At 69.0% G+C, this 23,187-nt stretch carries 21 protein-coding genes; 3 read left to right on the top strand and 18 right to left on the bottom strand.

What is annotated here, in order from left to right:
* Window positions 1-216 precede the first annotated feature (216 nt).
* The 6 genes from WS64_RS12975 to WS64_RS12950 all read right to left on the bottom strand — a co-directional run bounded on the left by WS64_RS12975 (window position 217) and on the right by WS64_RS12950 (window position 8,223).
* On the bottom strand, window positions 217-1,902 hold the full coding sequence (locus tag WS64_RS12975; protein WP_060966965.1) for a cation acetate symporter: 1,686 nt from the start codon (window positions 1,900-1,902) through the stop codon (window positions 217-219).
* Window positions 1,903-1,913: 11 nt separating this feature from the next.
* The gene (locus WS64_RS12970; protein ID WP_059576041.1) at window positions 1,914-2,219 is read right to left on the bottom strand and encodes a DUF485 domain-containing protein; all 306 of its coding nucleotides are present in this window, start codon (window positions 2,217-2,219) and stop codon (window positions 1,914-1,916) included.
* A gap of 241 nt (window positions 2,220-2,460) precedes the next feature.
* Complete coding sequence (locus WS64_RS12965) at window positions 2,461-3,666, bottom strand: CaiB/BaiF CoA transferase family protein (RefSeq protein WP_060966608.1); 1,206 nt, start codon at window positions 3,664-3,666, stop codon at window positions 2,461-2,463.
* Window positions 3,667-3,695: 29 nt separating this feature from the next.
* On the bottom strand, window positions 3,696-4,841 hold the full coding sequence (locus tag WS64_RS12960) for an acyl-CoA dehydrogenase family protein (RefSeq protein ID WP_060966964.1): 1,146 nt from the start codon (window positions 4,839-4,841) through the stop codon (window positions 3,696-3,698).
* Window positions 4,842-4,855: 14 nt separating this feature from the next.
* Window positions 4,856-6,052: an acyl-CoA dehydrogenase family protein gene (locus WS64_RS12955; RefSeq protein WP_060966607.1), complete on the bottom strand. Its 1,197-nt coding sequence runs from the start codon at window positions 6,050-6,052 to the stop codon at window positions 4,856-4,858.
* A 29-nt stretch (window positions 6,053-6,081) separates the two neighbouring features.
* Window positions 6,082-8,223 carry a 3-hydroxyacyl-CoA dehydrogenase NAD-binding domain-containing protein gene (locus WS64_RS12950; protein WP_060966606.1) on the bottom strand — a complete coding sequence of 714 codons (2,142 nt, stop codon included), beginning with the start codon at window positions 8,221-8,223 and terminating at the stop codon, window positions 6,082-6,084.
* Between the two features lie 262 nt (window positions 8,224-8,485).
* Between WS64_RS12950 and WS64_RS12945 the strand changes: the two genes are divergently transcribed.
* Together WS64_RS12945 and ggt are read left to right on the top strand one after the other, a co-directional pair.
* On the top strand, window positions 8,486-9,448 hold the full coding sequence (locus tag WS64_RS12945; protein ID WP_060966605.1) for a LysR family transcriptional regulator: 963 nt from the start codon (window positions 8,486-8,488) through the stop codon (window positions 9,446-9,448).
* A gap of 95 nt (window positions 9,449-9,543) precedes the next feature.
* The gene (gene ggt, locus WS64_RS12940; RefSeq protein ID WP_060966604.1) at window positions 9,544-11,421 is read left to right on the top strand and encodes a gamma-glutamyltransferase; all 1,878 of its coding nucleotides are present in this window, start codon (window positions 9,544-9,546) and stop codon (window positions 11,419-11,421) included.
* 49 nt (window positions 11,422-11,470) lie between these two features.
* Here ggt and WS64_RS12935 read toward each other — a convergent pair whose 3' ends face one another.
* The 6 genes from WS64_RS12935 to WS64_RS12910 form a co-directional block, all read right to left on the bottom strand.
* Entirely contained in the window at window positions 11,471-12,439 is a 969-nt protein-coding gene (locus WS64_RS12935; RefSeq protein ID WP_059642742.1) for an ABC transporter permease subunit, read from the bottom strand.
* Complete coding sequence (locus WS64_RS12930) at window positions 12,439-13,236, bottom strand: taurine ABC transporter ATP-binding protein (RefSeq protein WP_059576019.1); 798 nt, start codon at window positions 13,234-13,236, stop codon at window positions 12,439-12,441. Before WS64_RS12930 ends, WS64_RS12935 begins: the two co-directional genes overlap by 1 nt.
* Window positions 13,237-13,276: 40 nt before the next feature.
* Window positions 13,277-14,293, bottom strand: coding sequence for a taurine ABC transporter substrate-binding protein (tauA, locus tag WS64_RS12925; RefSeq protein WP_060966603.1), 1,017 nt, complete (start codon window positions 14,291-14,293; stop codon window positions 13,277-13,279).
* Window positions 14,294-14,550: 257 nt separating this feature from the next.
* The gene (lipA, locus tag WS64_RS12920) at window positions 14,551-15,543 is read right to left on the bottom strand and encodes a lipoyl synthase (RefSeq protein WP_059576014.1); all 993 of its coding nucleotides are present in this window, start codon (window positions 15,541-15,543) and stop codon (window positions 14,551-14,553) included.
* Complete coding sequence (lipB, locus tag WS64_RS12915; RefSeq protein ID WP_059642751.1) at window positions 15,536-16,291, bottom strand: lipoyl(octanoyl) transferase LipB; 756 nt, start codon at window positions 16,289-16,291, stop codon at window positions 15,536-15,538. Before lipB ends, lipA begins: the two co-directional genes overlap by 8 nt.
* Window positions 16,292-16,375: 84 nt before the next feature.
* The gene (locus WS64_RS12910; RefSeq protein WP_059642796.1) at window positions 16,376-16,702 is read right to left on the bottom strand and encodes a DUF2917 domain-containing protein; all 327 of its coding nucleotides are present in this window, start codon (window positions 16,700-16,702) and stop codon (window positions 16,376-16,378) included.
* A gap of 102 nt (window positions 16,703-16,804) precedes the next feature.
* Between WS64_RS12910 and WS64_RS12905 the strand changes: the two genes are divergently transcribed.
* A complete protein-coding gene (locus WS64_RS12905) occupies window positions 16,805-17,794 on the top strand; it encodes a transcriptional regulator GcvA (protein ID WP_060966602.1) in 990 nt (329 codons plus the stop codon).
* 22 nt (window positions 17,795-17,816) lie between these two features.
* On the opposite strand, the gene WS64_RS12900 is transcribed toward WS64_RS12905, so the two are convergent.
* From WS64_RS12900 to WS64_RS12875, 6 genes are all read right to left on the bottom strand, one after another.
* A complete protein-coding gene (locus WS64_RS12900; RefSeq protein WP_011546305.1) occupies window positions 17,817-18,125 on the bottom strand; it encodes an HP0495 family protein in 309 nt (102 codons plus the stop codon).
* Window positions 18,125-19,051: a D-amino acid aminotransferase gene (locus tag WS64_RS12895; RefSeq protein ID WP_059642758.1), complete on the bottom strand. Its 927-nt coding sequence runs from the start codon at window positions 19,049-19,051 to the stop codon at window positions 18,125-18,127. Before WS64_RS12895 ends, WS64_RS12900 begins: the two co-directional genes overlap by 1 nt.
* Before the next feature lie 48 nt (window positions 19,052-19,099).
* Window positions 19,100-20,410: a D-alanyl-D-alanine carboxypeptidase family protein gene (locus WS64_RS12890; RefSeq protein ID WP_059642762.1), complete on the bottom strand. Its 1,311-nt coding sequence runs from the start codon at window positions 20,408-20,410 to the stop codon at window positions 19,100-19,102.
* A gap of 503 nt (window positions 20,411-20,913) precedes the next feature.
* Entirely contained in the window at window positions 20,914-21,558 is a 645-nt protein-coding gene (locus tag WS64_RS12885) for an alpha/beta hydrolase (RefSeq protein ID WP_012329296.1), read from the bottom strand.
* A gap of 13 nt (window positions 21,559-21,571) precedes the next feature.
* On the bottom strand, window positions 21,572-21,889 hold the full coding sequence (locus tag WS64_RS12880; RefSeq protein WP_050018157.1) for a (2Fe-2S) ferredoxin domain-containing protein: 318 nt from the start codon (window positions 21,887-21,889) through the stop codon (window positions 21,572-21,574).
* A 144-nt stretch (window positions 21,890-22,033) separates the two neighbouring features.
* Entirely contained in the window at window positions 22,034-23,185 is a 1,152-nt protein-coding gene (locus WS64_RS12875) for a VanZ family protein (RefSeq protein ID WP_060312439.1), read from the bottom strand.
* Between the last annotated feature and the right edge of the window lie 2 nt (window positions 23,186-23,187).

The following is a 23,187-nucleotide window of genomic DNA, read 5'->3' as shown; positions in this document are numbered from 1 at the left end:
GTCATCGGTTGTCTCCTTGCTTGCTGTAGTAGTTCGGCCGGGGGGGGATGGCCGTGCGTTTTATATCGCAAGGTCGATGCCAGGTTTCCGGAACCCCTCAAGCCGTTGTTTTCATTGTGTTTCTCATAATGCGGCAGGCAAGGAAATCCGGTATTCCGGATTTCCGGAAAATATCCGTCCGGCGATCCGGACGGATCCATCGTTTCATCGGACGAATCAGTGCTGCACGGCCCGGCTCGCGAGCACGCCCGTTTGCGCGTAGAACTCCTGCCGCGCGAACGCGTCGCGCTCGCGGCGCGCGCGCTCGCCGCGATCCGCGAGCGAGCCGACGACGATCCCGACGAACGCGAGCGGCACCGACACGAGCGCCGGATTGTCGAGGAACACCGCCGCATGCGCGTGGTGCAGCACGTCGACCCACACCGACTTCGACAGCACCGTGAGCGCGACCGCCGACACGAGGCCGAGGCCGCCGCCGAGCACCGCGCCGCGCGTCGTCATCCCGCGCCAGAAGATCGACATCGCGAGCACCGGGAAATTGGCGCTCGCGGCCACCGCCGCGACGAGCCCGACCATGAACGCGACGTTCACGTGCTCGAACAGGATCGACAGCGCGATCGCGACGGCCGACAGCCCGATCGTCGCCGCGCGCGAAATGCGCATCTCCAGCCGCTCGTCGGGCTTGCCGCGCGCCCACATCTGCGCATAGAGATCGTGCGAGATCGTGGTCGCACCGGCGAGCGTCAGCCCGGCGACCACCGCGAGGATCGTCGCGAACGTGACGGCCGCGATGAACCCGTAGAACCAGTTGCCGCCCACCGCCTGCGCGAGCTTCACCGCGACCATGTTCGAGCCGCCGAGCAGGTCGTGCGTCAGGTTGAACGTGCCGTTCGCGCCGAGCTTGAAGAACTCCGGATGCTGCGCGAGCAGCACGATCGCCGAGAAGCCGATCACGAAGGTGAGCAGGTAGAAGTAGCCGATGAAGCCGGTCGCGTACAGCACCGACTTGCGCGCCTCCTTCGCGTTCGGCACCGTGAAGAAGCGCATCAGGATGTGCGGGAAGCCGGCCGTGCCGAACATCAGCGCGATGCCGAGCGACAGCGCGTTGGCCGGATCGCGGATCAGCTTGCCGGGCCCCATGATCGACAGCGCGCCCGGATGCACGGCCACCGCGCGGCGGAACATCGCGTCGATGCTGAAGCCAAATTCGCCGAGCGCGAGCCACGCGAGCAGCGTCGCGCCGGCGAGCAGCAGCACGGCCTTGATCACCTGCACCCAGGTGGTCGCGGTCATTCCGCCGAAGAATACGTAGACGACCATCAGCACGCCGACGATCAGCTCGGCCGTGCCGTACGACAGCCCGAACAGCAACTGGATCAGCTTGCCCGCGCCGACCATCTGCACGACGAGGTACAGCACGACGATCGTCAGCGCGTTCGCGGACGTCAGCAGCCGGATCGGCCGCTGCGCGAAGCGATACGCGACGACGTCGACGAACGTGAACTTGCCGAGGTTGCGCAGCGGTTCGGCGATCAGGAACATCACGAACGGCCAGCCGACCAGGAAGCCGATCGAGTAGATCAGCCCGTCGAAGCCGAACATGAACACCATCCCCGACAGCCCGAGGAACGACGCGGCCGACATGTAGTCGCCCGCGATCGCGAGCCCGTTCTGCAGCCCGGTGATGCCGCCGCCGGCCGTGTAGAAATCGCGCGTCGAGCGCGTGCGGCGCGCGGCCCAGCGCGTGAGCGCGAGCGTCGCGAACACGAACGCGAAGAACATCGCGATCGCGACCGGGTTCAGCTCGACTTTGTCGGGCATCGGGCCGGCGACGCCGGTCGCATGGGCGGTGGAGGCAACGAGAACGGCCAGCGCGCCGAGCGCGTTCGAAATGAATCGCATGTCGGCCTCCGTCACGGACGTTGCAGGATCGCGTCGACGCGGCGGTCGAACGCACGGTTCGCGCGCAGCACGTAGCACGCGGTCAGGCCGATCGCGATCAGGATGATCGCGACGCCCGCGGCGATCCCGACCGTCGTCGTCGCGCCGCGGTACAGCGGCGCGGCGAGCACGTGCGGCGCGAGCGCGACGAGCAGGATGAAGCCGTAGTACGTGGCGATCATCAGCGCGGTGAGCGTGAAGCTGAAGCGGCGCCGTGCGCGCACGAGCTGCTGGTAGTCGCGGCGCGCCGTGACCGATTCAATGACGGAAAGCTCCATGTTGTCTCCTGTCGACCGGAGTTGGCGCTTTAGCGCTTACTCCGGTCCCATGCTTCGCGGTCGACCGGAGTTGGCGCTTTAGCGCTTACTCCAGTCCCATGCTTCGCGGTCGAACTGAGTTGGCGCTTCAGCGCCTACTCAGGTCCCCGCAGGGCAAGTCGCCTCGTCGTCGCGAGAGCTGTCTTGTGGATGATCGGCGCGTGATCGGCCTCCGCCCGCGCCGTGGCGGCACATCAATGCGTTACACGACGCGATCCGCCCGCAGCCGCGCGACGTCCTCCGCCGACATCCCGAGCCAGCCGCCGAGCACCGCCTCCGTATCCGCGCCGAGCACCGGCGGCGCGCCGCGCACCGGCAGCCGCGCGCCGTCGAAGCGGTACGGCGGCGCGAGCACGTCGACGCCGCCCGCGACCGGATGCGGCTGCCGCGTGACGAGCCCGGCGCGGGTCGCGCGTTCGGACGTCAGCGCTTCGTGCAATCCGAGCACTTCGCCGCACGGAATGCCCGCCTCGGCGAGCGCCGCCAGCAGCGTCGCGCGCGACCGGCGCGCGAGTTCGCCACGAATCTCGGGCAGCAGGTCGGCGCGATTCTCCGAGCGGCCGAGGTTGGTCCTGTAGCGTTCGTCCGCCGCGAGATCGGGCCGCTCGATCGCATCGCAAAAGCGTGCGAACTGCGTGTTGTTGCCGACCGTGATCACGAGCGGGCCGTCGGCCGCGTCGAACACGCCGTACGGCACGATCGACGGATGCGCGTTGCCGTAGCGCGGCGGGTCCGCGCCCATCAGCAGCGCGTCGAGCCCGTAGTACGCGGTGATCATCAGCCCGCAGTCGAACAGCGCCATCTCGATGCGCCGCCCGCGTCCGGTCGCATGGCGTTCGTACAACGCGGCGAGGATCGCCTGCGCCGAATACATGCCGGTGAACAGGTCGACCGCCGCGACGCCGAACTTCAGCGGCGGCTGGCCGGCCTCGCCGTTCAGCGCCATCAGCCCGGCCTCGCCCTGCACGACGAGGTCGTAGCCGGGCCGCGCGGCCTCCGGGCCGGAGCGGTCGTAGCCGGAGATCGCGCAATGCACGAGCCGCGGATTCAGTTCGGCCAGCGCGTCGTAGCCGAGCCCGAGCTTCTCCGCGCCGCCGCACTTGAAGTTGTGGATCACCACGTCGGCCTGCGCGGCCAGCTCGCGCGCGATGCGCCGGCCGGCTTCCGTCTGCAGGTCGACGCAGATCGACCGCTTGCTGCGGTTCACGCTGTTGAAATAGGTGGTTTCGGTGTCGCCGATCCGCAGCCCCCAGTCGCGCGTATCGTCGCCGCGCGCCGGATGCTCGACCTTGATCACCTCCGCGCCGAAATCGGCGAGCACCATCGCGCACCACGGGCCCGCGAGCACGCGCGAGAAATCGAGCACCTTCACGCCGGCCAGCGGCAGCGCGCGCGTGTCGTTCGTCATCCTTGTCTCCTCCATTCGCGTTTCGCCGCTTATTGTTTCGACAGCGCGATGTAGCGCGCGAGGTGGTGATCCTCGTCGCCGAGCTGGTGATCGATCATCACGAGACGCTTCGCGTAATGCGACAGCGGCAGCTCCCACGTCATCCCGATCCCGCCGTGCAGCTGGATGCTTTCCTCCGCGACGAGCGTGCCGATCCGGCCGATGCTGTATTTCGCCGCGGCGAGCGCGCGCTCGCGCACCACGCGCGGCGCATCGAGCTGCGCGGCCGCGTTGATCACGGCCGAGCGCGCCTGCTCGACTTCGAGCAGCAGATCGGCCATCCGGTGCTGCAGCGCCTGGAAGCTGCCGATCGGCATCCCGAACTGCTTGCGCGTGCGCAGGTAGTCGAGCGTGTGCGCCTTCGCGACGTCCATCGCGCCGAGCGCTTCCGCCGACAGCGCGAGCAGCCCGTAGCCGAGCACGCGCTCGAGCAACTCGGCGCCCGCTTCGCCGTCGAGCGCATCCAGCGCGCCGAGCGCGGCGTCGGCAGGCAACGCGACGCGCTCGAAGCGCACTTCGGCCGCGCGGCCGCCGTCGATCTTCCTGTAATCGCGCAGCGACACGCCCGGCGCATCGGCCGGCACGACGAACAGGCCGATGCCGGCCGCATCGTCGTCGCGCCCCGACACGCGCGCGCTGACGACGAAGAACGCCGCCTGCGCGGCCTGGTCGACGACGCCCTTCGCGCCCGTCAGCACCCAGCCGTCGCCTGCACGTTCGGCGCGTGTGCGCACGGTCGTCAGCTCGTAATGCGAGCCCGGTTCGTCGTGCGCGAACGCGGCGCTCGCGCTGCCGTCGATCAGCGCGGCGAGCCGCTCGCGATGCGCGTCGCCGCCGGCGAGCGCGAGCGCACGGCCCGCGAGCAGCGCGCCGAGGAACGGCTCGACGACGAGCCCGCGCCCGAGGCATTCGAACACCACGGCGATATCGAAGCCCGCGCCGCCGAAGCCGCCGTCGGCTTCGGCGAACAGCGCACCGACCGTGCCGAGTTCGGCGAAGCGCCGCCACATCGCGCGGTCGAAGCCTTCAGCCGACTGCGCGATGCGGTCGCGCACCGGGAACGCGTACTGTTCGGCGATGAAGCGGTTCAACGTGTCCGCCAGCATCCGGCGGTCTTCTGTGTGCTGGAAATCCATCGTCGCGCCCCTCGTCACAGCCCGAGCATCATCTTCGCGATGATGTTCTTCTGGATCTCGTTCGAGCCGCCGAAGATCGACAGCTTCCGGTTGTTGAAATACTGCTGCGCGGCGCTCGCGGCTTCTTCCGGGCCGACCGGTTCGCCGTCGTAATCGGCATCGAGCGCTTCATCGACGAACGGCTGCGCGTACGGCCCCATCGCGCGCCGCATCAGCGCGGCGATCTCCTGGCGGATCTGCGTGCCGCGAATCTTCAGCATCGAGCTTTCCGCACCCGGCACGCCGCCGCCCGCGACCGCGGCCAGCACGCGCAGGTTGGTCGTGCGCATGTTTTCCAGCTCGATCTCGACGCGTGCGACGCGCGCCGCGAAGAACGGATCGTCCGCGAGCGGCCGGCCGTTCTTCATGACCTTCGCGGCCACCGCGCGCAGCCGGTCGAGCGCGGCGGTCGAGAAGCCGATCCCCGCGATGTTGGTGCGCTCGTACGTGAGCAGGTATTTCGCGTAGGTCCAGCCGCGGTTCTCCTCGCCGACCAGGTTCTCCACCGGCACGCGCACGTCGGTGAAGAACACCTCGTTCACCTCGTGCTCGCCGTCGAGCGTGATGATCGGGCGGACCTCGACGCCCGGCGTGTTCATGTCGATCAGCAGGAAGCTGATGCCTTCCTGCTTGCGCACGTCGGTCGCGGTGCGCACGAGGCAGAAGATCATGTTCGCGTAGTGGCCGAGCGTGGTCCATGTCTTCTGGCCGTTCACGACGTAGTGATCGCCGTGGCGTACCGCGGTGGTCTTCACCGACGCGAGATCGGACCCGGCGCCCGGCTCCGAGTAGCCCTGGCACCACCAGTCGGTGCCGTCGAGAATGCGCGGCAGCCAGTGGCGCTTCTGCGCGTCGCTGCCGTACTTGATCAGCACGGGGCCGAGCATGTTCACGCCGAACGGCACGATGCGCGGCGCGCCGGCGAGCGCGCATTCGTTGTCGAACAGGAACTTCTGCGCGACGCTCCAGCCGGGGCCGCCGTATTCGCGCGGCCAGTGGCTCGCGAGCCAGCCGCGGGCATTCAGGATCGCGTGCCATTCGCGCATGTCGTCGCGCGTGAGATGCAGGCCGCCCTTCACCTTGCGCGCGATGCGCTCGGGCAGTTCGGCTTGCAGGAAGCGCTGCACTTCGGTGCGGAACGCCTCCTCTTCGGGAGTGAAATCGAGGTTCATCGTAGGTCCGTTGCGGATGCGGTGGGCGTTCAGTCGATGCGGTTCAGGCTCGCGAAATCCGCGCCGCGCGCGACGAGATCGACGAGCAGCGGCGACGGCTTCCAGAACAGCGGATCTTCCTTCGCGAACGCGCGGATATCGGCGAGCACGTTCGCGAGGCCGACCGTGTCCGCGTAGTGCATCGGGCCGCCGCGGTAACGCGGAAAACCGTAGCCGTACAGGAACACCGCGTCGACGTCGAGCGGGCGCAGCGCGATCTTCTCGTGCACGACGTTCGCGCCTTCGTTGATCATCGCGGCGAGGTAGCGGCGCAGGATTGCTTCATCGGTGAACGTGCGCGGCGTGATGCCCTTCTTCGCGCGTTCTTCCGCGACGATCGCGTCGACTTCCGGGTCGGGCGTGCCGACACGCGCGCCGTCCGGATACAGGTAGTAGCCGCGGCCGGTCTTCTGCCCGAACCAGCCGCGCTCGCACAGCCGGTCGGAAATCTCCACGTAGCGCGCGTTCGGATCGCGCGTCGCCGCGCGGCGCTTGCGGGTCGCCCAGCCGATGTCGCCGCCCGCGAGGTCGACCACCTGGAACGGGCCCATCGGGAAGCCGAACTCGCGCACCGCGCGATCGATCTGGTACGGCGACGCGCCGTCTTCCATCAGGTAGTCGGCCGCGGTGCGATAGACGGCGAGGATCCGGTTGCCGATGAAGCCGTCGCACACACCCGCGCGCACCGGCGTCTTCTTCAACTGCCTGGCCAGCGCGAACGCGGTCGCGACGACGTCCGCGCTCACGCGCTTCGGCACGACGATCTCGAGCAGCTTCATCACGTTGGCCGGCGAGAAGAAATGCAGGCCGATCACGTCGGCCGGCCGGTCGATGCTCGCGGCGAGCGCGTCGATGTCGAGATACGACGTGTTGGTCGCGAGCACCGCGCCCGGCTTGCACACGCGGGCGAGTTCGGCGAACACCGCCTGCTTCACGGCCATGTCCTCGAACACGGCCTCGATCACGACGTCGGCCTGCGCGAGCGCGTCGTACGACGTGCTGCCCTTGAAGCGCGCGAGGCGCGCCGCGTGCGCGGCCGGCGTCATCCGCCCTTTCGCGACGAGGCCGTCGTACACCTTCTCGACGTGCGCCCGGCCGCGCGCGAGCGACGCTTCGTCGCGCTCGATCATCGTCACCGGCAGCCCGGCGTCGAGCGCCGCGACCGCGATGCCCGCGCCCATCGTGCCGCCGCCGACCACGCCGATCCGCTCGACCGGCCGTGCGCTCGCGTGCCGCGCCTCGGGCGCCTTCGCCGCCTCGCGTTCCGCGAAGAACGCATGCACGAGGCCCGCGCGCTGCGGGCTGTCGACGCACTGCAGGAACAGGCCGCGTTCGAGCTTCATCCCCGCGTCGAACGACTGCGTGAGCGCGGCCTCGACCGCGTCGACGATCTTCGCCGGCGAGAAAAGGCCACGCGACTTCTTCGGCAATTCCGCGCGCGCCGCATCGATCGCGGCCTGCGCGGCCGCACGGTCGGCGAGGCCCTGCGCGTCGCGCGTGCGGCGCACCGGCGCGCCGAGCGACACGAGTTCCTGCGCATAGGCGAGCCCTTCGGCGAGCGTGTCGTCGCTGTGCGCGATGCGATCGACGAGGCCGAGCGCGAGCGCTTCCTCCGCGCTCGCATGGCGGCCCGTCAGCATCAGGTCGAGCGCGGCCTTCGCGCCGATCAGGCGCGGCGCGCGCTGCGTGCCGCCCGCGCCGGGCAGCAGGCCGAGCGTCACTTCGGGCAGCCCGAGCTTCGCGCCGGGCACCGCGAGCCGGTAATGCGCGGCGAGCGCGACCTCGAGGCCGCCGCCGAGCGTCGCGCCGTGCAGCGCGACCACGACCGGCTTCGCGCCCGATTCGATCCGCTCGCACACGTCGGGCAGCGACGGCGGCACTGGCGGCTTGCCGAATTCGCGGATGTCGGCGCCCGCGATGAAGTTGCGGCCGGCGCCGACGATCAGCACCGCGCGGATCGCGTCGTCGGCCTGCGCGGCGTCGATCGCGTCGGCGAGGCCGCGCCGCACGTCGGCGGACAACGCGTTGACGGGCGGGTGATCGATCGTGACGACGAGCACCTTGTCGCGCCGTTCGCGCGTGACGGTGCCGGTGGCGGTGGCGGATGTTTCGGGGGAAGCGGGTGAATTCATCGTGTCTCCAGGTGCGGTGCGCCGGGCGAGCGGGACCGGCCGCCGGCTCGGCGGGCGACGCCGGTTCGCGAGCGGGGTCCCGCGCGGCGGGAAACGGTCCGGCGTGGTTGCCGGGCATGACTCGATTCTCGATTGATCGAGATTCATTGACAATTCCCGCGCGCCTTTACAAGCTGTCAAGTCCGACTTGACATTGAATGCTTTCGAACCGTTTCGAGCCGTTGTTTCGGCCCTTTAAGCGGGACGGATCAGGAGACCCCGGATGGACCTGAACGCGCTGACGCTGCTCGTCGAGATCCTCGACGCGGGCAATCTCAGCAAGGCCGCGCAGCGGCTCAAGATGAGCCGGGCGAACGTCAGCTACCGGCTGAACCAGCTCGAACGCTCGATCGGCCAGCAGCTCGTGCGGCGCACGACGCGGCGCATCGAGCCGACCGAGATCGGGCTCAAGCTGTACGAGCATGGCCGGCGCATCCGCAACGAATTGCTGGCCGCGCAGGAATCGGTGACGACGCTCGGGCAGGACCTGCAGGGCCGCGTGCGGCTGTCGGTGCCGAGCGGCTATGGGCAGATGGTGATGTCCGAGTGGCTGCTCGCGTTCAAGCGGCGGCATCCGGGCATCGTGCTCGACGTGGTATTCGAGAATCGCGTGGAAGACCTGATGCGCGACGAAGTCGACATCGCGATCCGCGTGATGTCGGAGCCGCCGCAGAACCTCGTCGCGCGCGACATGGGCGCGGTGCGCTACGTCGCGTGCGCGTCGCCCGCGTTCGCGGCCGCGCACGGGATGCCGGCGACGCTCGGCGCGCTGGCCGCCGCGCCGGTCGTCACCGCGACGGTGCTCGGCCGGCAGTTGCGGATCGCCGCGTATCTCGGCGACGAGCGCCACGAGGTGCTGCTCGAACCGACGCTGATTTCGGAGAACTTCCTGTTCCTGCGCCAGGCGATCCTCGCGGGGATCGGCGTCGGCATCGTGCCCGACTACGTGATGCAGGACGACCTGCGGCACGGCGCCGTCGTCACGTCGCTCGACGCGTACCGGCTCAGCATCTTCGGCACGCACATGTACATGCTGTACATGCCGAACCGCCACCACACGCGCGCCACCGCCACGTTCATAGAGTTCATCCTCGAACAGGCCGGAAAGACCGGCCGGGGCGGGCCCGGCGGGATGCGTCAGGGTTTCCTGTCGGATGACAAGCCGCCGGGCGCGCGGCGACAATAGCGCGCCGGGGCGGGCGGCGCCGCTGCGCCCGTGCCGACGGCAACGTCGACATCAGCGCCGCCGTCTCGTTCGAATTCACTGCTGCCGAGGGTTCAATGTTCGACCGGATTCGTCCGCATTCGCGTCCTTGGACGCTCGCTGCCGCCGTCGCGCTCGTCACGTTCGGCGCCGGCTGCACGTCCCCGTCCGCGCCGTCGTCGAGCGCGGTGGTGCCCGTCGCCGCCGCATCGGGCGCGGCCGTGCCGCTGCCCGGCTTCCACGCGCCCGAGCTGTCGTCCGGCTGGACCGACAAGCCGGGCTGGACCTCGCAGCACTTCATGATCGCGGCCGCGAACCCGCTCGCGACACAGGCCGGCTACGACATGCTGAAGGCGGGCGGCACCGCGATCGACGCGGCGATCGCGACGCAGATGGTGCTCGCGCTCGTCGAGCCGCAATCGTCGGGCATCGGCGGCGGCGCGTTCATGCTGTACTTCGACGGCAAGGCGACGCAGGCGTACGACGGCCGCGAAACCGCGCCGGCCGCCGCGACCGAGCGCCTCTTCTACGGGCCGACCGGCCAGCCGATGAGTTTCTACGAAGGCGTCGTCGGCGGACGCTCGGTCGGCACGCCGGGCGTGCTGCGCATGCTCGACGCCGCGCACCGCGCGCACGGCAAGCTGCCGTGGCGGCGGCTGTTCCAGCCGGCCATCCGGCTCGCCGAGCGCGGCTTCACGATCAGCCCGCGCCTGGCGATGCTGATCGCGAACGACAGGTACCTGAAGAACGATCCGGCGGCCCGCGCCTATTTCTACAACGCCGACGGCACGCCGAAGGCCGCCGGCACGGTGCTGAAGAACCCGGCGCTCGCGACCGTGCTGCGCCAGGTCGCCGACCGCGGCGCGAACGCGTTCTACAACGGCGCGATCGCGCGCGACATCGTCGCGAAGGTGCGCAAGCACCCGACCAACCCCGGGCTGCTGTCGCTGCAGGATCTCGCGCGCTACCAGGCGAAGGTGCGTGCGCCGCTGTGCGCCGACTACCGGCGCTCGGTCGTGTGCGGAATGCCGCCGCCGTCGTCGGGCGGCCTCGCGATCGCGCAGATGCTCGGCATGCTCGAGGCGATGCCCGACTGGCAGCAGATCGGCGCGCAGAAGCCGGTGCGCAACGAAGTCGGCTACGAGCCGACGCCGTTCGCCGCGCATCTGTTCAGCGAGGCCGGGCGCCTCGCGTATGCGGACCGCGCGCGCTACGTCGCCGATCCCGATTTCGTGCCGCTGCCGGGCGGCAACTGGGCGAGCCTCACCGACAAGGCCTATCTCGCGCAGCGTGCGCGGCTGATCGGCGACACCAGCATGGGCGTCGCGCAGGCCGGCACGCCGCAGGGCGCGACGCTCGCGCTGGCCGACGACCGCAGCCCCGAATTGCCGTCGACGTCCGACATCGCGATCGTCGACCGCTACGGCCAGGCGCTGTCGATGACGACCAGCATCGAGGATGCGTTCGGCTCGCGGCTGATGGTGCGCGGCTTCATGCTGAACAACCAGTTGACCGATTTCTCGTTCGTGTCGAGCGAGAACGACCGGCCGGTCGCCAATCGCGTGCAGCCCGGCAAGCGGCCGCGCTCGGCGATGTCGCCGGAACTCGTGTTCGACAAGAAGACGAAGCAGGTGACGATGATCGTCGGCTCGGCCGGCGGCCCCGCGATCATCAATCACGTCGCGAAGACGCTGGTCGGCGTGCTCGACTGGGGCATGACGATGCAGCAGGCGATCGCGCTGCCGAACTTCGGGTCGATGAACGGGCCGACGCAGCTCGAACGCGGCCGCGTGTCGGACGCACTCGCCGACGGGCTGAAGGGCCGCGGGCACGACGTGCGGGTCGTCGAGATGAACTCGGGGCTGCAGGGCATCCAGCGGCTGAACGTGCAGGGGCAGACGGTGTGGTTCGGCGGGGCCGATCCGCGGCGGGAAGGGGTCGCGATGGGGGATTGAGTGCGACAGGCAGCGGCGACGCGCGTGCGCCGCCGCTGCCTGCATGACGTCAACCCCTTCCCTTCCACGGCACCACGCGCCGCTCGACCCAGCGCATCGCGAGATCGAACAGCCACGCGATCGCGCCGATGATCAGGATGCCCATCACGACGATGTCGGTGCGCAGGAAGCTCGATGCGTTGAGCACCATCTGCCCGAGCCCGGCCGTCGCGGCGACCATCTCGGCCGCGACGAGCGTCGTCCAGCCGAACCCGATCGCGATCCGCAGCCCGGTGAGGATTTCCGGCAGCGCGGCGGGCAGCACCACGTGGCGCACGATCTGCGCGAAGCTGCCGCCGAGCGAATACGCGGCGTTGATCTGTTCGACCGTCGCCGCGCGCACGCCGGCGCGCGCGGCCATCGCGATCGGCGCGAAGCACGCGAGGAAGATCACGACGAGCTTCGCCGTCTCGTCGATGCCGAACCAGATCACGACGAGCGGCAGATACGCGAGCGGCGGCAGCGGCCGATAGAACTCCAGCAGCGGATCGAGCACGCCGCGCGCGACGCGGCTCACGCCCATCAGGATGCCGGCCGGCACGCCGATCGCGGTTGCGAGCACGAACGCGCCGAACACGCGCGCGGCACTCCACAACAGATGGTCGGACAGCGGCAGGCCGCCCTGGATACGGCCGTGCCACGCGTCGACGAACGCGGTCCACACCGCTTCGGGCGCGGGCAGGAACAGCGGCGGCAGCCACTGCAGATGCGTCGCGACCCACCACAGCACGGCCAGCGCCGCGATCGTCGCCGTGCTGAGCGCGGCCGTTTTCCCTTGCCCCGGCAACCGGTAGCGGTGCGATGGGCGTGCGGGACGCGCCGCGTGGCGCCGCTGCGCCGCGCGCGCATCCCGTTCTTCGAAATCGGCGGGCGCGCGATCGGCCGCCCAGGAATCCTGCGTGCTCATGTCGTCCTGCCTGTGCAAAGTGCTGTTCCGGCCGCGCCCGACGGCCACGCCGTGTCGCGCGAGTTCGCTCATCACGCGGGCTCCGCGACCGCGTCGTCGCGATGCAGATACGCGATCAGCCGCTCGCGCCAGCCGATGAATTCCGGCGACGACTTCACCGCGCGCGCATCGCGCGATTCGACGTAACGCCGAGCGAACGGCAGCGCGAAGGTTTCTGCGATGCGCCCCGGGCCCGGCGTCATCACGACGAGACGCGTCGCGAGGAACAACGCCTCCTCCACGTCGTGCGTGATGAAGAACACCGTCTTGCCGGTCCGCGCCCACACGTCGAGCACGAGCGCCTGCATCGTGCCGCGCGTCATCGCGTCGAGCGCGCCCATCGGCTCGTCCATCAGCAGCACGCGCGGGTCGCTCGCGAGCGCACGCGCGATGCCGACGCGCTGCTGCATCCCCCCCGACAGCTCGTACACGCGCGCATGCGCATGACGCTCGAGGCCGACGAGCGCGAGCATCTCGCGCGCCCGCGCTTCGCGCTCGGCCTTCGGCACGCGCGCGAAGCGCAGCCCGAGCGCGACGTTGTCGAGCACGTCGAGCCACGGCAGCAGCGCGTATTTCTGGAACACGACGCCGCGATCGGCGCCGGGGCCCGTGACCGGCACGCCGTCGACACGCACGTCGCCCGTCGTCGGCGCGACGAAGCCTGCCATGCAGTTGAGCAGCGTCGTCTTTCCGCACCCGGATGCGCCGAGCGCGACGACGAATTCACCGGCATCGATGCGCAGGTCGACGCGCGCGAGCGCCTGCGTCGTCGGCCTGCCGCGCTCGCCCGGGTAGGCGACCGATACCTGACGGACTTCCAGCGTGCTCATGATCGAAGGGCTCCGCGACGAGTGGGCTGAACGGCCGCGCTCAGCGCGCGGCCTTCTGCACGAACTGCGGATCGACGCCGACCGAATAGTCGGCGAGCACCGTCTGGATCGTGCCTTGCGATTTGAGGAACGTGGCCGTGGCCGCGAGCGACTTCGCGGCGCCCGATTGCGCGCCGCCGCCGAGCCACGTCGGCGAAGCCTGCTCGGCCGCCGTCGGGAACGCGTAGAGCGCGAGGCTGGCCGGCACGTCCTGCGCGTTCGCGCCGGACACCTTCGCGACCGCCGCGACCTGCGGCGAGCCGACCTTCCACGCCGCCGCGTGCGCGCGGTAGTCGGCGTCCGCGGCCGCGAGCACCTTCACGAAACGCGTGACGAATTCGGGGTTCTCGCGCGCGAACTTGCGGCTCACGACGAAGCCGTCGAAGGTCGCCTTGCCACTTTCTTTCGCCACCTGGCCGGACGTCGTCAGCACGGTGCCCGACTGCTTGACCTTCGCGAGCACCGGATCCCAGATATAGGTCGCGTCGATGTCGCCGCGCGTCCATGCGGCCGCGACTTCGGGCGGACGCAGGTTGACGATCTTCACGTCGTTCGGATTGACGCCCGCGGCCTGCAGCGCGACGAGCGTATGGAAATGCGACGTCGACACGAACGGCACGCCGATCTTCTTGCCCTTCAACGCCGCGATGCTCGTGACGCCCGAGCCGTTGCGCGCGACGAGCGCCTCGGCGTCGTTGATGTTGTCGAGCACCCAGAACAGCGAGATGTCGAGCCCCTGCGACAGGCCGGCCGCGATCGGGCTCGACCCGGCTTCGCCGAGCTGCACGGAGCCCGACGCGAGCGCGCGGATCACGTCGGCGCCGCTGTCGAGCTTGCGGAACGTGACCTTGTAGCCGGTCGCCTTTTCGACTTCACCGCTCGCCTGCGCGTAGCGCCACGGCACGACCATGTCCTGGTACGCGATCACGACCTCGCGCGATTCGGCGTGCGCCGCGCCGAGCGCGGCAAAGGCGGTCAGCGCGACGACTGCGCGGCGGACGAAGCTGAAACGGGACATGCGGCTCTCCTTCGGAATACGGGCATTGCTGCGGGAGAGCCGACTTTACGGGCTTTGCGCGCGGCGGGAGCGAATTTATCCTGCGAAGCTATCGATGCCGTTTCAGCTTTGCTTTTCATGCTCGACCGGATTGCGCGTCCGGTCGGGTAGCGATTGCCGTGCACAGGCAGGGAGAACCGCCGCGCCAACGAAAAAGCCCGCATCGCTGCGGGCTTTGTGAATTGCGGGACTTCTGCCGATGGACGCGAACGCGGCGCTCAGACCACCCCCGCCCCATGCGCCTGCAGATCGGCGTGATAGCTCGAGCGCACCATCGCACCGACGGCCGCGTGCGTGAAGCCCATCTTGTACGCCTCTTCCTCGTACATCTTGAACGTATCGGGATGCACGTAAGCCCGCACCGGCAGGTGGTGCTCGGACGGCTGCAGGTACTGGCCGATCGTCAGCATGTCGACGTCGTGCGCGCGCAGGTCGCGCATCACCTGCAGGATTTCCTCTTCGGTCTCGCCGAGGCCGACCATCAGGCCCGACTTCGTCGCGACGTCCGGATGCAGCGCCTTGAAGTCCTTCAGCAGTTTCAGCGAGTGCGCGTAGTCCGAACCCGGGCGCGCTTCCTTGTACAGGCGCGGCACCGTTTCGAGGTTGTGGTTCATCACGTCGGGCGGCGCGGCGTTCAGGATCGAGATCGCGCGGTCGAGACGGCCGCGGAAATCCGGCGTCAGGATCTCGATGCGCGTGTCGGGCGACTGCTCGCGCACTTCGCGGATGCATTCGACGAAGTGGGCGGCGCCGCCGTCGCGCAGGTCGTCGCGGTCGACGCTCGTGATCACCACGTACTTGAGCTTCAACGCGGCGATCGTGCGCGCGAGGTTCTTCGGTTCGTCCGCGTCGAGCGGATCGGGACGGCCGTGGCCGACGTCGCAGAACGGGCAGCGGCGCGTGCACTTGTCGCCCATGATCATGAACGTCGCGGTGCCCTTGCCGAAGCATTCGCCGATGTTCGGGCAGCTCGCTTCCTCGCACACGGTGTGCAGGTTGTGCTCGCGCAGGATCGTCTTGATCTCGTTGAAGCGCGAGCTGCCGGTGGCCGCCTTCACGCGGATCCACTCGGGCTTCTTCAGCTTCTCGATCGGAATGACCTTGATCGGAATGCGCGCCGTCTTCGCCTGCGCCTTCTGCTTGGCGGTCGGATCGTAGGCCGGGGTCGCGGCCGAATCGGCCGGTGCGGGAGAAGCGGTAACGTCAGTCATTCGATTGTTCCAGTGCGTGCGGCTTGTCGGCGGCCGCGGGTGCGCCGTCGAGGTTGGCGATCAGACGCCCCACCAGCGTGTGGGCGACGTCGTTCCAGTCGGCGGCAACCTCGAGGCTCGCCATGTCGACGGTTTCCAGTCCGGCATAGCCGCACGGATTGATCGCAAGAAACGGGCGCAGATCCATCTTCACGTTCAGGCTCAGCCCGTGATAGCTGCAGCCGTTGCGGATCTTCAGGCCGAGCGCGGCGATTTTCGCGCCCTCGTGCACGCCGGATGCCACGTAGATCCCCGGCGCGCCCGCCTTGCGGACCGAAGCGAGATTATACGCCGCGAGGGTTTCGATCACGGCCTCCTCGATCTTCGTCACGAGCGTGCGCACCATCAGCTTGCGCCGGCGCAAGTCCAGCAGCAGGTAGACGACGATCTGGCCGGGGCCGTGGTAGGTGATTTGCCCGCCGCGGTCGACCTTCACGAGCGGCACGCCGCTGTCGGCCACCAGCAGGTGCGCGGGGTCGCCGGCCTGGCCGAGCGTGTAGACGGGCGGATGCTCGACCACCCAGATCTCGTCGCCGGTGTCGGCCGTGCGCGTGTCGGTGAACGCGCGCATCGCGTCGAAGCTCGCTTCGTACGCCTCGCGGCCCCGCCACCGCACGGTGACCGGGTGGGCCGGCCGATCCGGGGCTCCGGCGGGCGATGCGGAAACGGCGACAGGCGTGGACACGATGGAAACCGGCGAAACGGACATGGGCGGTAGTTTACCGAAAACCCGTGGGTCTCGCCGGCCTGGGCAGGGGGACGGATCGCCGGTATCCGTCGGATGAAACGAGGGTCAGACAGTGCGCCAGCCGTCGTGGAACAGCGCGCTCACGCGTTCGCGCAGTCGGGTCAGCCCGCCGAGCGCGACCTCCCGCGGCGGCCGCGACACCGAGAACGCGACACACGCGCCCTCGCGGCCTTCCGCGCTGAGCCACAGCCGTTCGCCGCGGCGCAGCTTGAGCGTCTCGCCGTCGGCCAGGAAGTAGTCGTCGACGTCGTTGCTGCGCGTCGCCCAGACCGGCCCGCACTGGACGGTCAGCCGCGTGCTGCGTTGCACCTTCATCGGCACGGTTTCGCCCGGGGGAATTTCGAACGTGATGCTTGAAGAGATTTCTTGCATGATCGACTCCGCCAATAAGTGCTTCGATGGCTACAATCGTAGTCATTCAAAGGCGTCCGACCAAACGACCAATTTTCACGACGATGTGAGGAAAATTAGCAAATGGACCTCCGCCAGCTCCCGGCGCTGAACGCGATTCGCGCGTTCGAGGCCGCCGCCCGCCACGAGAACTTCTCGCGCGCCGCCGACGAGCTGTTCGTCACGCACGGTGCGGTCAGCCACCAGGTGCGCGCGCTCGAGGAGGAGCTCGGCGTGCAGCTGTTCATCCGCAACGGCAAGCGGCTGTGCCTGACCGACGCCGGCATGCGCTATGCGCAGCAGATCCGCACCGCACTGATGGTGATCGCCGACGCGACGCGCGACGTGCGCGCGAGCGACCGCGACCGGCGGCTGGTGGTGTCGATGCTGTCGTCGTTCGCCGCGCGCTTCATCACGCCGCGCATCGGTACGTTCATCGAACGGCATCCGGAAATCGACGTCGAGCTGCAGTCGACCAACTCGCTCACCGATTTCGCGCGCGACGACGTCGATCTCGCGATCCGCTTCGGCTTCGGCAGCTATCCGGGGCTCCATGTGGAGCCGCTGTTCGAGGAGGTGTTCTTTCCCGCGTGCGCGCCGACGCTGAACGGCGGCAAGCTGCCGCAAACGCCCGCCGATCTCGTGCACTACCCGCTGCTGCGCTCGGACGACGAACTGTGGCGGCCGTGGTTCGACGCGGCCGGGCTCGATACGTTGACCGAGCCGAAACGCGGGATCCTGTACCAGGATTCGTCGAACCTGCTGCTGGCCGCGATCGAGGGCCAGGGCATCGCGCTGGTGCGCCGCTCGCTCGCGGTGCACGACCTGCTCGACGGGCGCATCGTGCGCCTGTTCGACATCGACGGGCCGAGCCCGTGGCACTATTTTTTCGTGTGTCCGCCGCCGCTGCTGAACACGCCGCGCGTGCAGGCGTTCCGGACCTGGCTGTTCGAGGAAGTGGCCGAATTCAAGCGGCTGTGCGACGAGCTGGACGCGCGGCGCGCGGCGGGGAAATGCCCCGCCGAGTGCGCGCTGGAGGGAGGATGGAAAGGGATCAGCGGCCGTTTGCGCTGATCCCGTGCGCCGGAACGGACGCTTAAAGGACGACCTTGACCATCGGATGGCCGGTCAGCGCGCGGTAGATGTTGTCGAGCTGTTCCTGGCTCGTCGCGCGCACGGTGATCGTGAGGCCCGTGTAATTGCCGCCGCTCGATGCGCGCTCCTCGATCTTCTCCACGTCGATCTCGTTGTCGTGAACGGCGACGACCTTGAAGATCGTGTCCTTGAACTCGGGGTGCGCCTTGCCCATGATCTTGATCGGGAAATCGCACGGAAACTCCAGCAGCGACTCCTTCCGGGTCTCGATCGCGCCGGTCACCTCGACGGTTTTGGTCGGTTCGCTCATCACTTTCTCCGGGTTAGGTCAAACTGTTCAAACTCGCGTGCCTTCGCACGCTGGTACGCGTCGTACAACGCCGCGAACACGGGCCCCGGCTTGCCGCCCTGCACGGGCAGATCGTCGAGCGACGTGACAGGCAGGATTTCCTTCGTGGCCGACGTGATCATGATTTCGTCCGCCGAGCGCAGTTCGACCTCGCTGATCTCGCGCGCCACGAACCGGATCCCGCATTCCTCGGCCAACTGCTCGACGAGCGCATAGCGGATCCCTTCGAGGATCCTGTTGCTGCGCGGCGGCGCGAACAGTTCGCCGTTCTTCACGATCCACACGTTCGACGACGACCCTTCGGTCACGTTGTCGTCGCGCAGCTGGATCGTCTCGAACGCATCGCGTTCGGCCGCATGCTGCGCCATCAATACGTTGCCGAGCAGCGAGATCGACTTGATGTCGCAATGCAGCCAGCGGCGATCCTCGGCCGTCACGCAGCGCACGCCCCTCGCGCGCTCCTCTTCCGACGGCAGCCGCAGCGGGCTCGTCATCGCGAACACCGTCGGCACCGCATTCGCCGGGAACGCGTGGCCGCGCTTCGCGACGCCGCGCGTCACCTGCAGGTAGACGAGCGCGTTGCCGTCGCCGAGGCCTTCGGCGTTCGCCGCGACCAGCCGCTCGATCAGCGCGCGCCAGCCCGCCGCGTCGTGCGGGTTGTCGATGCCGATCTTCTTCAGGCTGCGCGCGAGCCGCTCCAGATGCTGCTCGATCCGGAACGGCACGTGCGCGCCGTCGTGCGCATAAACGGGGACGACTTCATACACGCCGTCGCCGAAGATGAATCCGCGGTCGAGCACCGGCACACGGGCTTCGGACAGCGGCACCAGTTCCTCCTGCGACGAGACGCTGAGGTAGACGATCGGTTCGAATTCGGCTTGGCTCATGGCTATGTCAGATGGGGATGAAGTCGTGAAAACAAAGGCCCGTCGCGCTTACTTCTTCTTGCTGAACATCAGCAGGATCGAGTCCCAGATACGACCGAAGATACCCGCTTCCGGCACCGCCTGCAGCGCGACGACCGGGAATTCGGACAGCGTCTTGCCGTCGGCGACGATCTTCACGGTGCCGACCTGCTGGCCTTGCGCGAGCGGCGCGATCAGCGGCGCGTTGACGTCCACTTCGGTCTTGACCTTGTCGCCGAGGCCGCGCGGCACGGTCGCCCACTGGTCGCTCTTCACGCCGACCTGCACGGTGTTGTCCTTGCCCTTGTAGATGCGCGGCGTCGAGATCGCCTGACCGCCCTTGAACAGGCGCACCGAATCGAACGCGCTGTAGCCGTAGTTCAGCATCTTCATGCTGTCCTGCGTGCGGTCGCTTTCCTTCTGCTCGCCCATCATCACCGACACGAGGCGCCGCTGGCCGTCGACGCCCGGAATCGCGCGCTTGGCCGATGCGATCAGGCAGTAGCCGGCCGCCTGCGTGTGGCCCGTCTTCAGGCCGTCGACCGTCGGGTCGAGCCACAGCAGCCGGTTGCGGTTGCCCTGGCGGATGTTGTTGTACTTGAATTCCTTCTCCGAGAAGATGCCGTAGTACTGCGGAAAATCGCGGATCAGGTGGGCGGACAGCTTCGCGAGGTCGCCGGCCGTCGTGTAGTGGTTCGGGTCGGGCATGCCGTTCACGTCGGCGAAGTGCGTGCCCTTCATGCCGAGGCGCTGCGCCTCGTCGTTCATCATCGTGACGAACTGCCCTTCGCTGCCGCCGACGAGTTCGGCCAGCGCGATCGCGGCATCGTTGCCCGACTGGATGATCATCCCGTACACGAGGTCGTGCACGGACACCGGCTTGTTCGCCTCGATGAACATGCGCGACTCGTCGCGGCCGACGCGGCGCACGGCCTCGCTCGGCGTGACGATCTGCTCCATCGAGATCTTCTTCTTGTCGAGCGCCTCGAACACGAGGTACGCCGTCATCAGCTTCGTCAGCGACGCCGGCTCGACGCGTTCGTCCGCGTTGCCCGATGCGAGCACCGTGTTGCTCGTCGCGTCGACGAGCACCCACGAGCGCGCGTTCACGCCCGGCGGCGGCACCGCGCCCGGCATGTAGGTCGCGGGCGCGCCGGTGAACTGCTCGGCGGCCGGCGCCGCATGCGCGGCCTTGGCCTTGGCGGCCGGCTTCGCCTCGGCGACGACGATCGTCGAGGCGAGCGCGACGGGCAGCATCACGCCGAGCGCGACGTTGCGCGCGGCGGTGCCGAAGGCGATGGAGGAAGCGAGGGACTTGAGGCCTTGGGAAGACAGACGCATGATCGATTCAGGCTGATGGCAGAAAGTGCGGTGCGAAACGCGCAGGGTTGAACGGCAAGGCGGCGGGCGTGTCGGGCGCTCGCCCGACACCGTCGGGCGACGCGAAACGCGCCGGTTGGACTCGTGCGGGCGCGTTCGGTTCGCGGCCGTCGCGAGCGGGCGGACAGGCGGCGAAACGAGCGCCGCATGGGCCCAGCCGGGCCGCGGGCAACGCGGAAGCGGCCATTATACGTGGCCGCGAACGGCGTTTTCGCGAACCTGGCGGCAGGCGCCCGGCTATCGGCTGCGAGAGCATGACACGGGAATGCAGCGGGCAGGCATGCGCGAAGCCGCGCGAAAGGCGGGCGCAGGCGGCGTGCAAGTCGCGTTGCGCGGCCCCTGAGCCGGCGCCGCGCGGTGCGGCGCGATGTCGCGCGAGGTTGCGCGCGGCAAGGAGTGCGCATCGACCGGATGCGCCGGTACGTGATACGGGCGCCGGGCTCAGGCCGGCGCCCGCATGCGGGCTAGCGCCACGCGTCGACGATGATGCGCTTCAGCACGTGCAGCTTGCGATGAAGGAAATGCTCGGCGCCGGGAATCACGACGACCGGCAGCTCCTGCGGCCGCGCCCAGTCGTACACCGACGCGATCGGCACCGTGTCGTCGGTCTCGCCGTGGATCACGAGCGTGTTCTCGGGCACGTCGGCCACCTGCCAGCGGCTCGCGGCCGTGCCGACGAACACCATCCGCTCGATCGTCTCGCCCGCGTCGCGCAGGCGCTTCGCGACGTGCGAGAGCACGAAGGTGCCGAACGAGAAACCCGCGAGCACGAGCGGCAGATCCGCATACGCGGGCTGCGCGCGCATGTGCGCGAGCACCGCGAGCAGGTCGTCGGCCTCGCCCGTGCCGTTGTCGTGCACGCCTTCGGTCGCGCCGACGCCGCGGAAGTTCGACCGGTAGACGACGTAGTTCAGCTGCACGAGCGTGCGCGCCAGTGTTTGCGCGACCTTGTTGTCCATCGTGCCGCCGAACAGCGGATGCGGATGCGCGACGAGCGCGATGCCGCGCGGCGCGGCGCCGCCCTCGCGCACGGCGTCGGGCAGGTCGACCGCGATTTCGATCTGGCCGACCGGGCCCGCGATCAGCGATTTCTGCGTATGAACGTTCATTGCGCCGGCCCGCTCAGATCTTCAGGCGGTCGACGACGTTGCCGTCGCGCAGGTGCGACTCGACGATCTCGTCGATGTCGGCCTGGTCGACGTACGTGTACCACGTGCCTTCCGGATACACGACCATCACCGGCCCTTCCTCGCAGCGGTCGAGGCAGCCGGCCTTGTTGATGCGGACCTTGCCGGGCCCCGCGAGACCGAGCTCCTTCACGCGCTTTTTCGCGTATTCCTGCATGGTCTGCGCATTGCATTGCGCGCAGCTCGGACGCTCGGCGCCCGGATCGCGCTGGTTCAGGCAGAAGAAGACGTGGTGCTGGTAGTAGGAATCCATGGTGATGACGAGCGGCCCGGCGCGAGGCCGTGCGCAAAGAGGGGCGATGAATTGCCGTTGCGCGACGCGGCAACGGAGGATGCGGACGATTATAGCGACCGGCGCACGCGGCTGCCCGCGGCGCGGCCGCCACCGGCTGCCGCGTCAGCGGCGCAGCGCGGCCGGCAGCCACGCGTGCTCGACGCGCTGGCCGAGCCAGATCAGCGCCGCGTAGGGCCAGATCCACGCGAGCCAGCGCGCGAGGCTGTTGAAGTGCACGTAGCGACCCTGCCGCCAGCCCGACAGCGTGAAGTCGAAGAACGGGTTGACCGGCAGCAGGTTCACGAGCGCGACGCCGGCCAAGAGCGCGAGCGCCGCGAGCATCGCGCGCCACGTTGCCGGCACGCGCAAGGCGACGAGCGCCGCCGCGAAACCGAGCTCGATGCCGAGCCGCGCGCCGGGCGTCGCCCACACGACGACGAGGCCGGTAGCCGACTGCATGAACGTCGCGGCCGCCTTCAGCACGAGCGTGGCGACCACCAGCGCGATCAGCAGCCGGATGCGCGGCGCGCGCGGGCGCATCGCGAGCGACGCGATCGCCAGCGCCGCGAACAGCATCAGCCCGCCGAGCACGGCTTCCCACGCGGAATCGGACAGCCAGCCGTCGACCCGCTCGGGCCATTCGCTGACGTGCCACGCGGCCGGCAGCCACGCGAGCAGCGCGTCCTGCATCGACGCGTCGGCGCGCTCCCACAGCGCGGCCGGCCAGTCGCCGATGCCGAACAGGAACGGCGACGGAAACACGATCGCGAACGGCCACAGCGCGGCGAGCAGCAGCGGCGTCGAGCCGTCGGCCTCGAGCCACGCGAAGCGCAGCCGGCGCAGCACGCCGCGGTCGAGCAGCGCGCCGGTGGCCGGCGCGGCGAGCGCCGCGCCCAGCAGCGCGCCGAGCGCGTTGGCGCCGAGATCGAGATTCGATGCGACGCGCGTCGGCAGGTAGGTCTGCAGCGCTTCCATCGCGCCCGACAGCAGCACGCCGAGCGCGCCCGCGATCAGCGTCGCGGCCACGCCGCGCCAGCGCGGGTGCAGCGCCAGCACGCCGAGCGCGCCGAACGGCAGATAGCCGAGCACGTTCGTGACCACGTCGAACGCCGTCACGTAGCGCTGCATCGGCGCGAGCAGGTAATCGAACGGACCGATGCCGAGCGACACCCAGCCATCGAACGGATACAGCGACGCATAGACGATCAGCGCCGCGTAAGCGGCAAACGCCTGCCGCGCGAGCGGCGACGCGCGATGCGTGCCCGGCACGTTCATCG

This window comes from Burkholderia anthina (assembly GCF_001547525.1).
GTDB lineage: Bacteria > Pseudomonadota > Gammaproteobacteria > Burkholderiales > Burkholderiaceae > Burkholderia > Burkholderia semiarida.
The sequence above is the reverse complement of the archived record's forward strand: the minus strand, read 5'-3'. Positions and strand labels throughout refer to the sequence as shown.

Bases quoted from the DNA above. Each gene is read 5' to 3' on its own strand.
- WS64_RS12975 (WP_060966965.1), bottom strand. From the start codon at position 1,902: ATGCGATTCATTTCGAACGCGCTCGGCGCGCTGGCCGTTCTCGTTGCC.
- WS64_RS12970 (WP_059576041.1), bottom strand. From the start codon at position 2,219: ATGGAGCTTTCCGTCATTGAATCGGTCACGGCGCGCCGCGACTACCAG.
- WS64_RS12965 (WP_060966608.1), bottom strand. From the start codon at position 3,666: ATGACGAACGACACGCGCGCGCTGCCGCTGGCCGGCGTGAAGGTGCTC.
- WS64_RS12960 (WP_060966964.1), bottom strand. From the start codon at position 4,841: ATGGATTTCCAGCACACAGAAGACCGCCGGATGCTGGCGGACACGTTG.
- WS64_RS12955 (WP_060966607.1), bottom strand. From the start codon at position 6,052: ATGAACCTCGATTTCACTCCCGAAGAGGAGGCGTTCCGCACCGAAGTG.
- WS64_RS12950 (WP_060966606.1), bottom strand. From the start codon at position 8,223: ATGAATTCACCCGCTTCCCCCGAAACATCCGCCACCGCCACCGGCACC.
- WS64_RS12945 (WP_060966605.1), top strand. From the start codon at position 8,486: ATGGACCTGAACGCGCTGACGCTGCTCGTCGAGATCCTCGACGCGGGC.
- ggt (WP_060966604.1), top strand. From the start codon at position 9,544: ATGTTCGACCGGATTCGTCCGCATTCGCGTCCTTGGACGCTCGCTGCC.
- WS64_RS12935 (WP_059642742.1), bottom strand. From the start codon at position 12,439: ATGAGCGAACTCGCGCGACACGGCGTGGCCGTCGGGCGCGGCCGGAAC.
- WS64_RS12930 (WP_059576019.1), bottom strand. From the start codon at position 13,236: ATGAGCACGCTGGAAGTCCGTCAGGTATCGGTCGCCTACCCGGGCGAG.
- tauA (WP_060966603.1), bottom strand. From the start codon at position 14,293: ATGTCCCGTTTCAGCTTCGTCCGCCGCGCAGTCGTCGCGCTGACCGCC.
- lipA (WP_059576014.1), bottom strand. From the start codon at position 15,543: ATGACTGACGTTACCGCTTCTCCCGCACCGGCCGATTCGGCCGCGACC.
- lipB (WP_059642751.1), bottom strand. From the start codon at position 16,291: ATGTCCGTTTCGCCGGTTTCCATCGTGTCCACGCCTGTCGCCGTTTCC.
- WS64_RS12910 (WP_059642796.1), bottom strand. From the start codon at position 16,702: ATGCAAGAAATCTCTTCAAGCATCACGTTCGAAATTCCCCCGGGCGAA.
- WS64_RS12905 (WP_060966602.1), top strand. From the start codon at position 16,805: ATGGACCTCCGCCAGCTCCCGGCGCTGAACGCGATTCGCGCGTTCGAG.
- WS64_RS12900 (WP_011546305.1), bottom strand. From the start codon at position 18,125: ATGAGCGAACCGACCAAAACCGTCGAGGTGACCGGCGCGATCGAGACC.
- WS64_RS12895 (WP_059642758.1), bottom strand. From the start codon at position 19,051: ATGAGCCAAGCCGAATTCGAACCGATCGTCTACCTCAGCGTCTCGTCG.
- WS64_RS12890 (WP_059642762.1), bottom strand. From the start codon at position 20,410: ATGCGTCTGTCTTCCCAAGGCCTCAAGTCCCTCGCTTCCTCCATCGCC.
- WS64_RS12885 (WP_012329296.1), bottom strand. From the start codon at position 21,558: ATGAACGTTCATACGCAGAAATCGCTGATCGCGGGCCCGGTCGGCCAG.
- WS64_RS12880 (WP_050018157.1), bottom strand. From the start codon at position 21,889: ATGGATTCCTACTACCAGCACCACGTCTTCTTCTGCCTGAACCAGCGC.
- WS64_RS12875 (WP_060312439.1), bottom strand. From the start codon at position 23,185: ATGAACGTGCCGGGCACGCATCGCGCGTCGCCGCTCGCGCGGCAGGCG.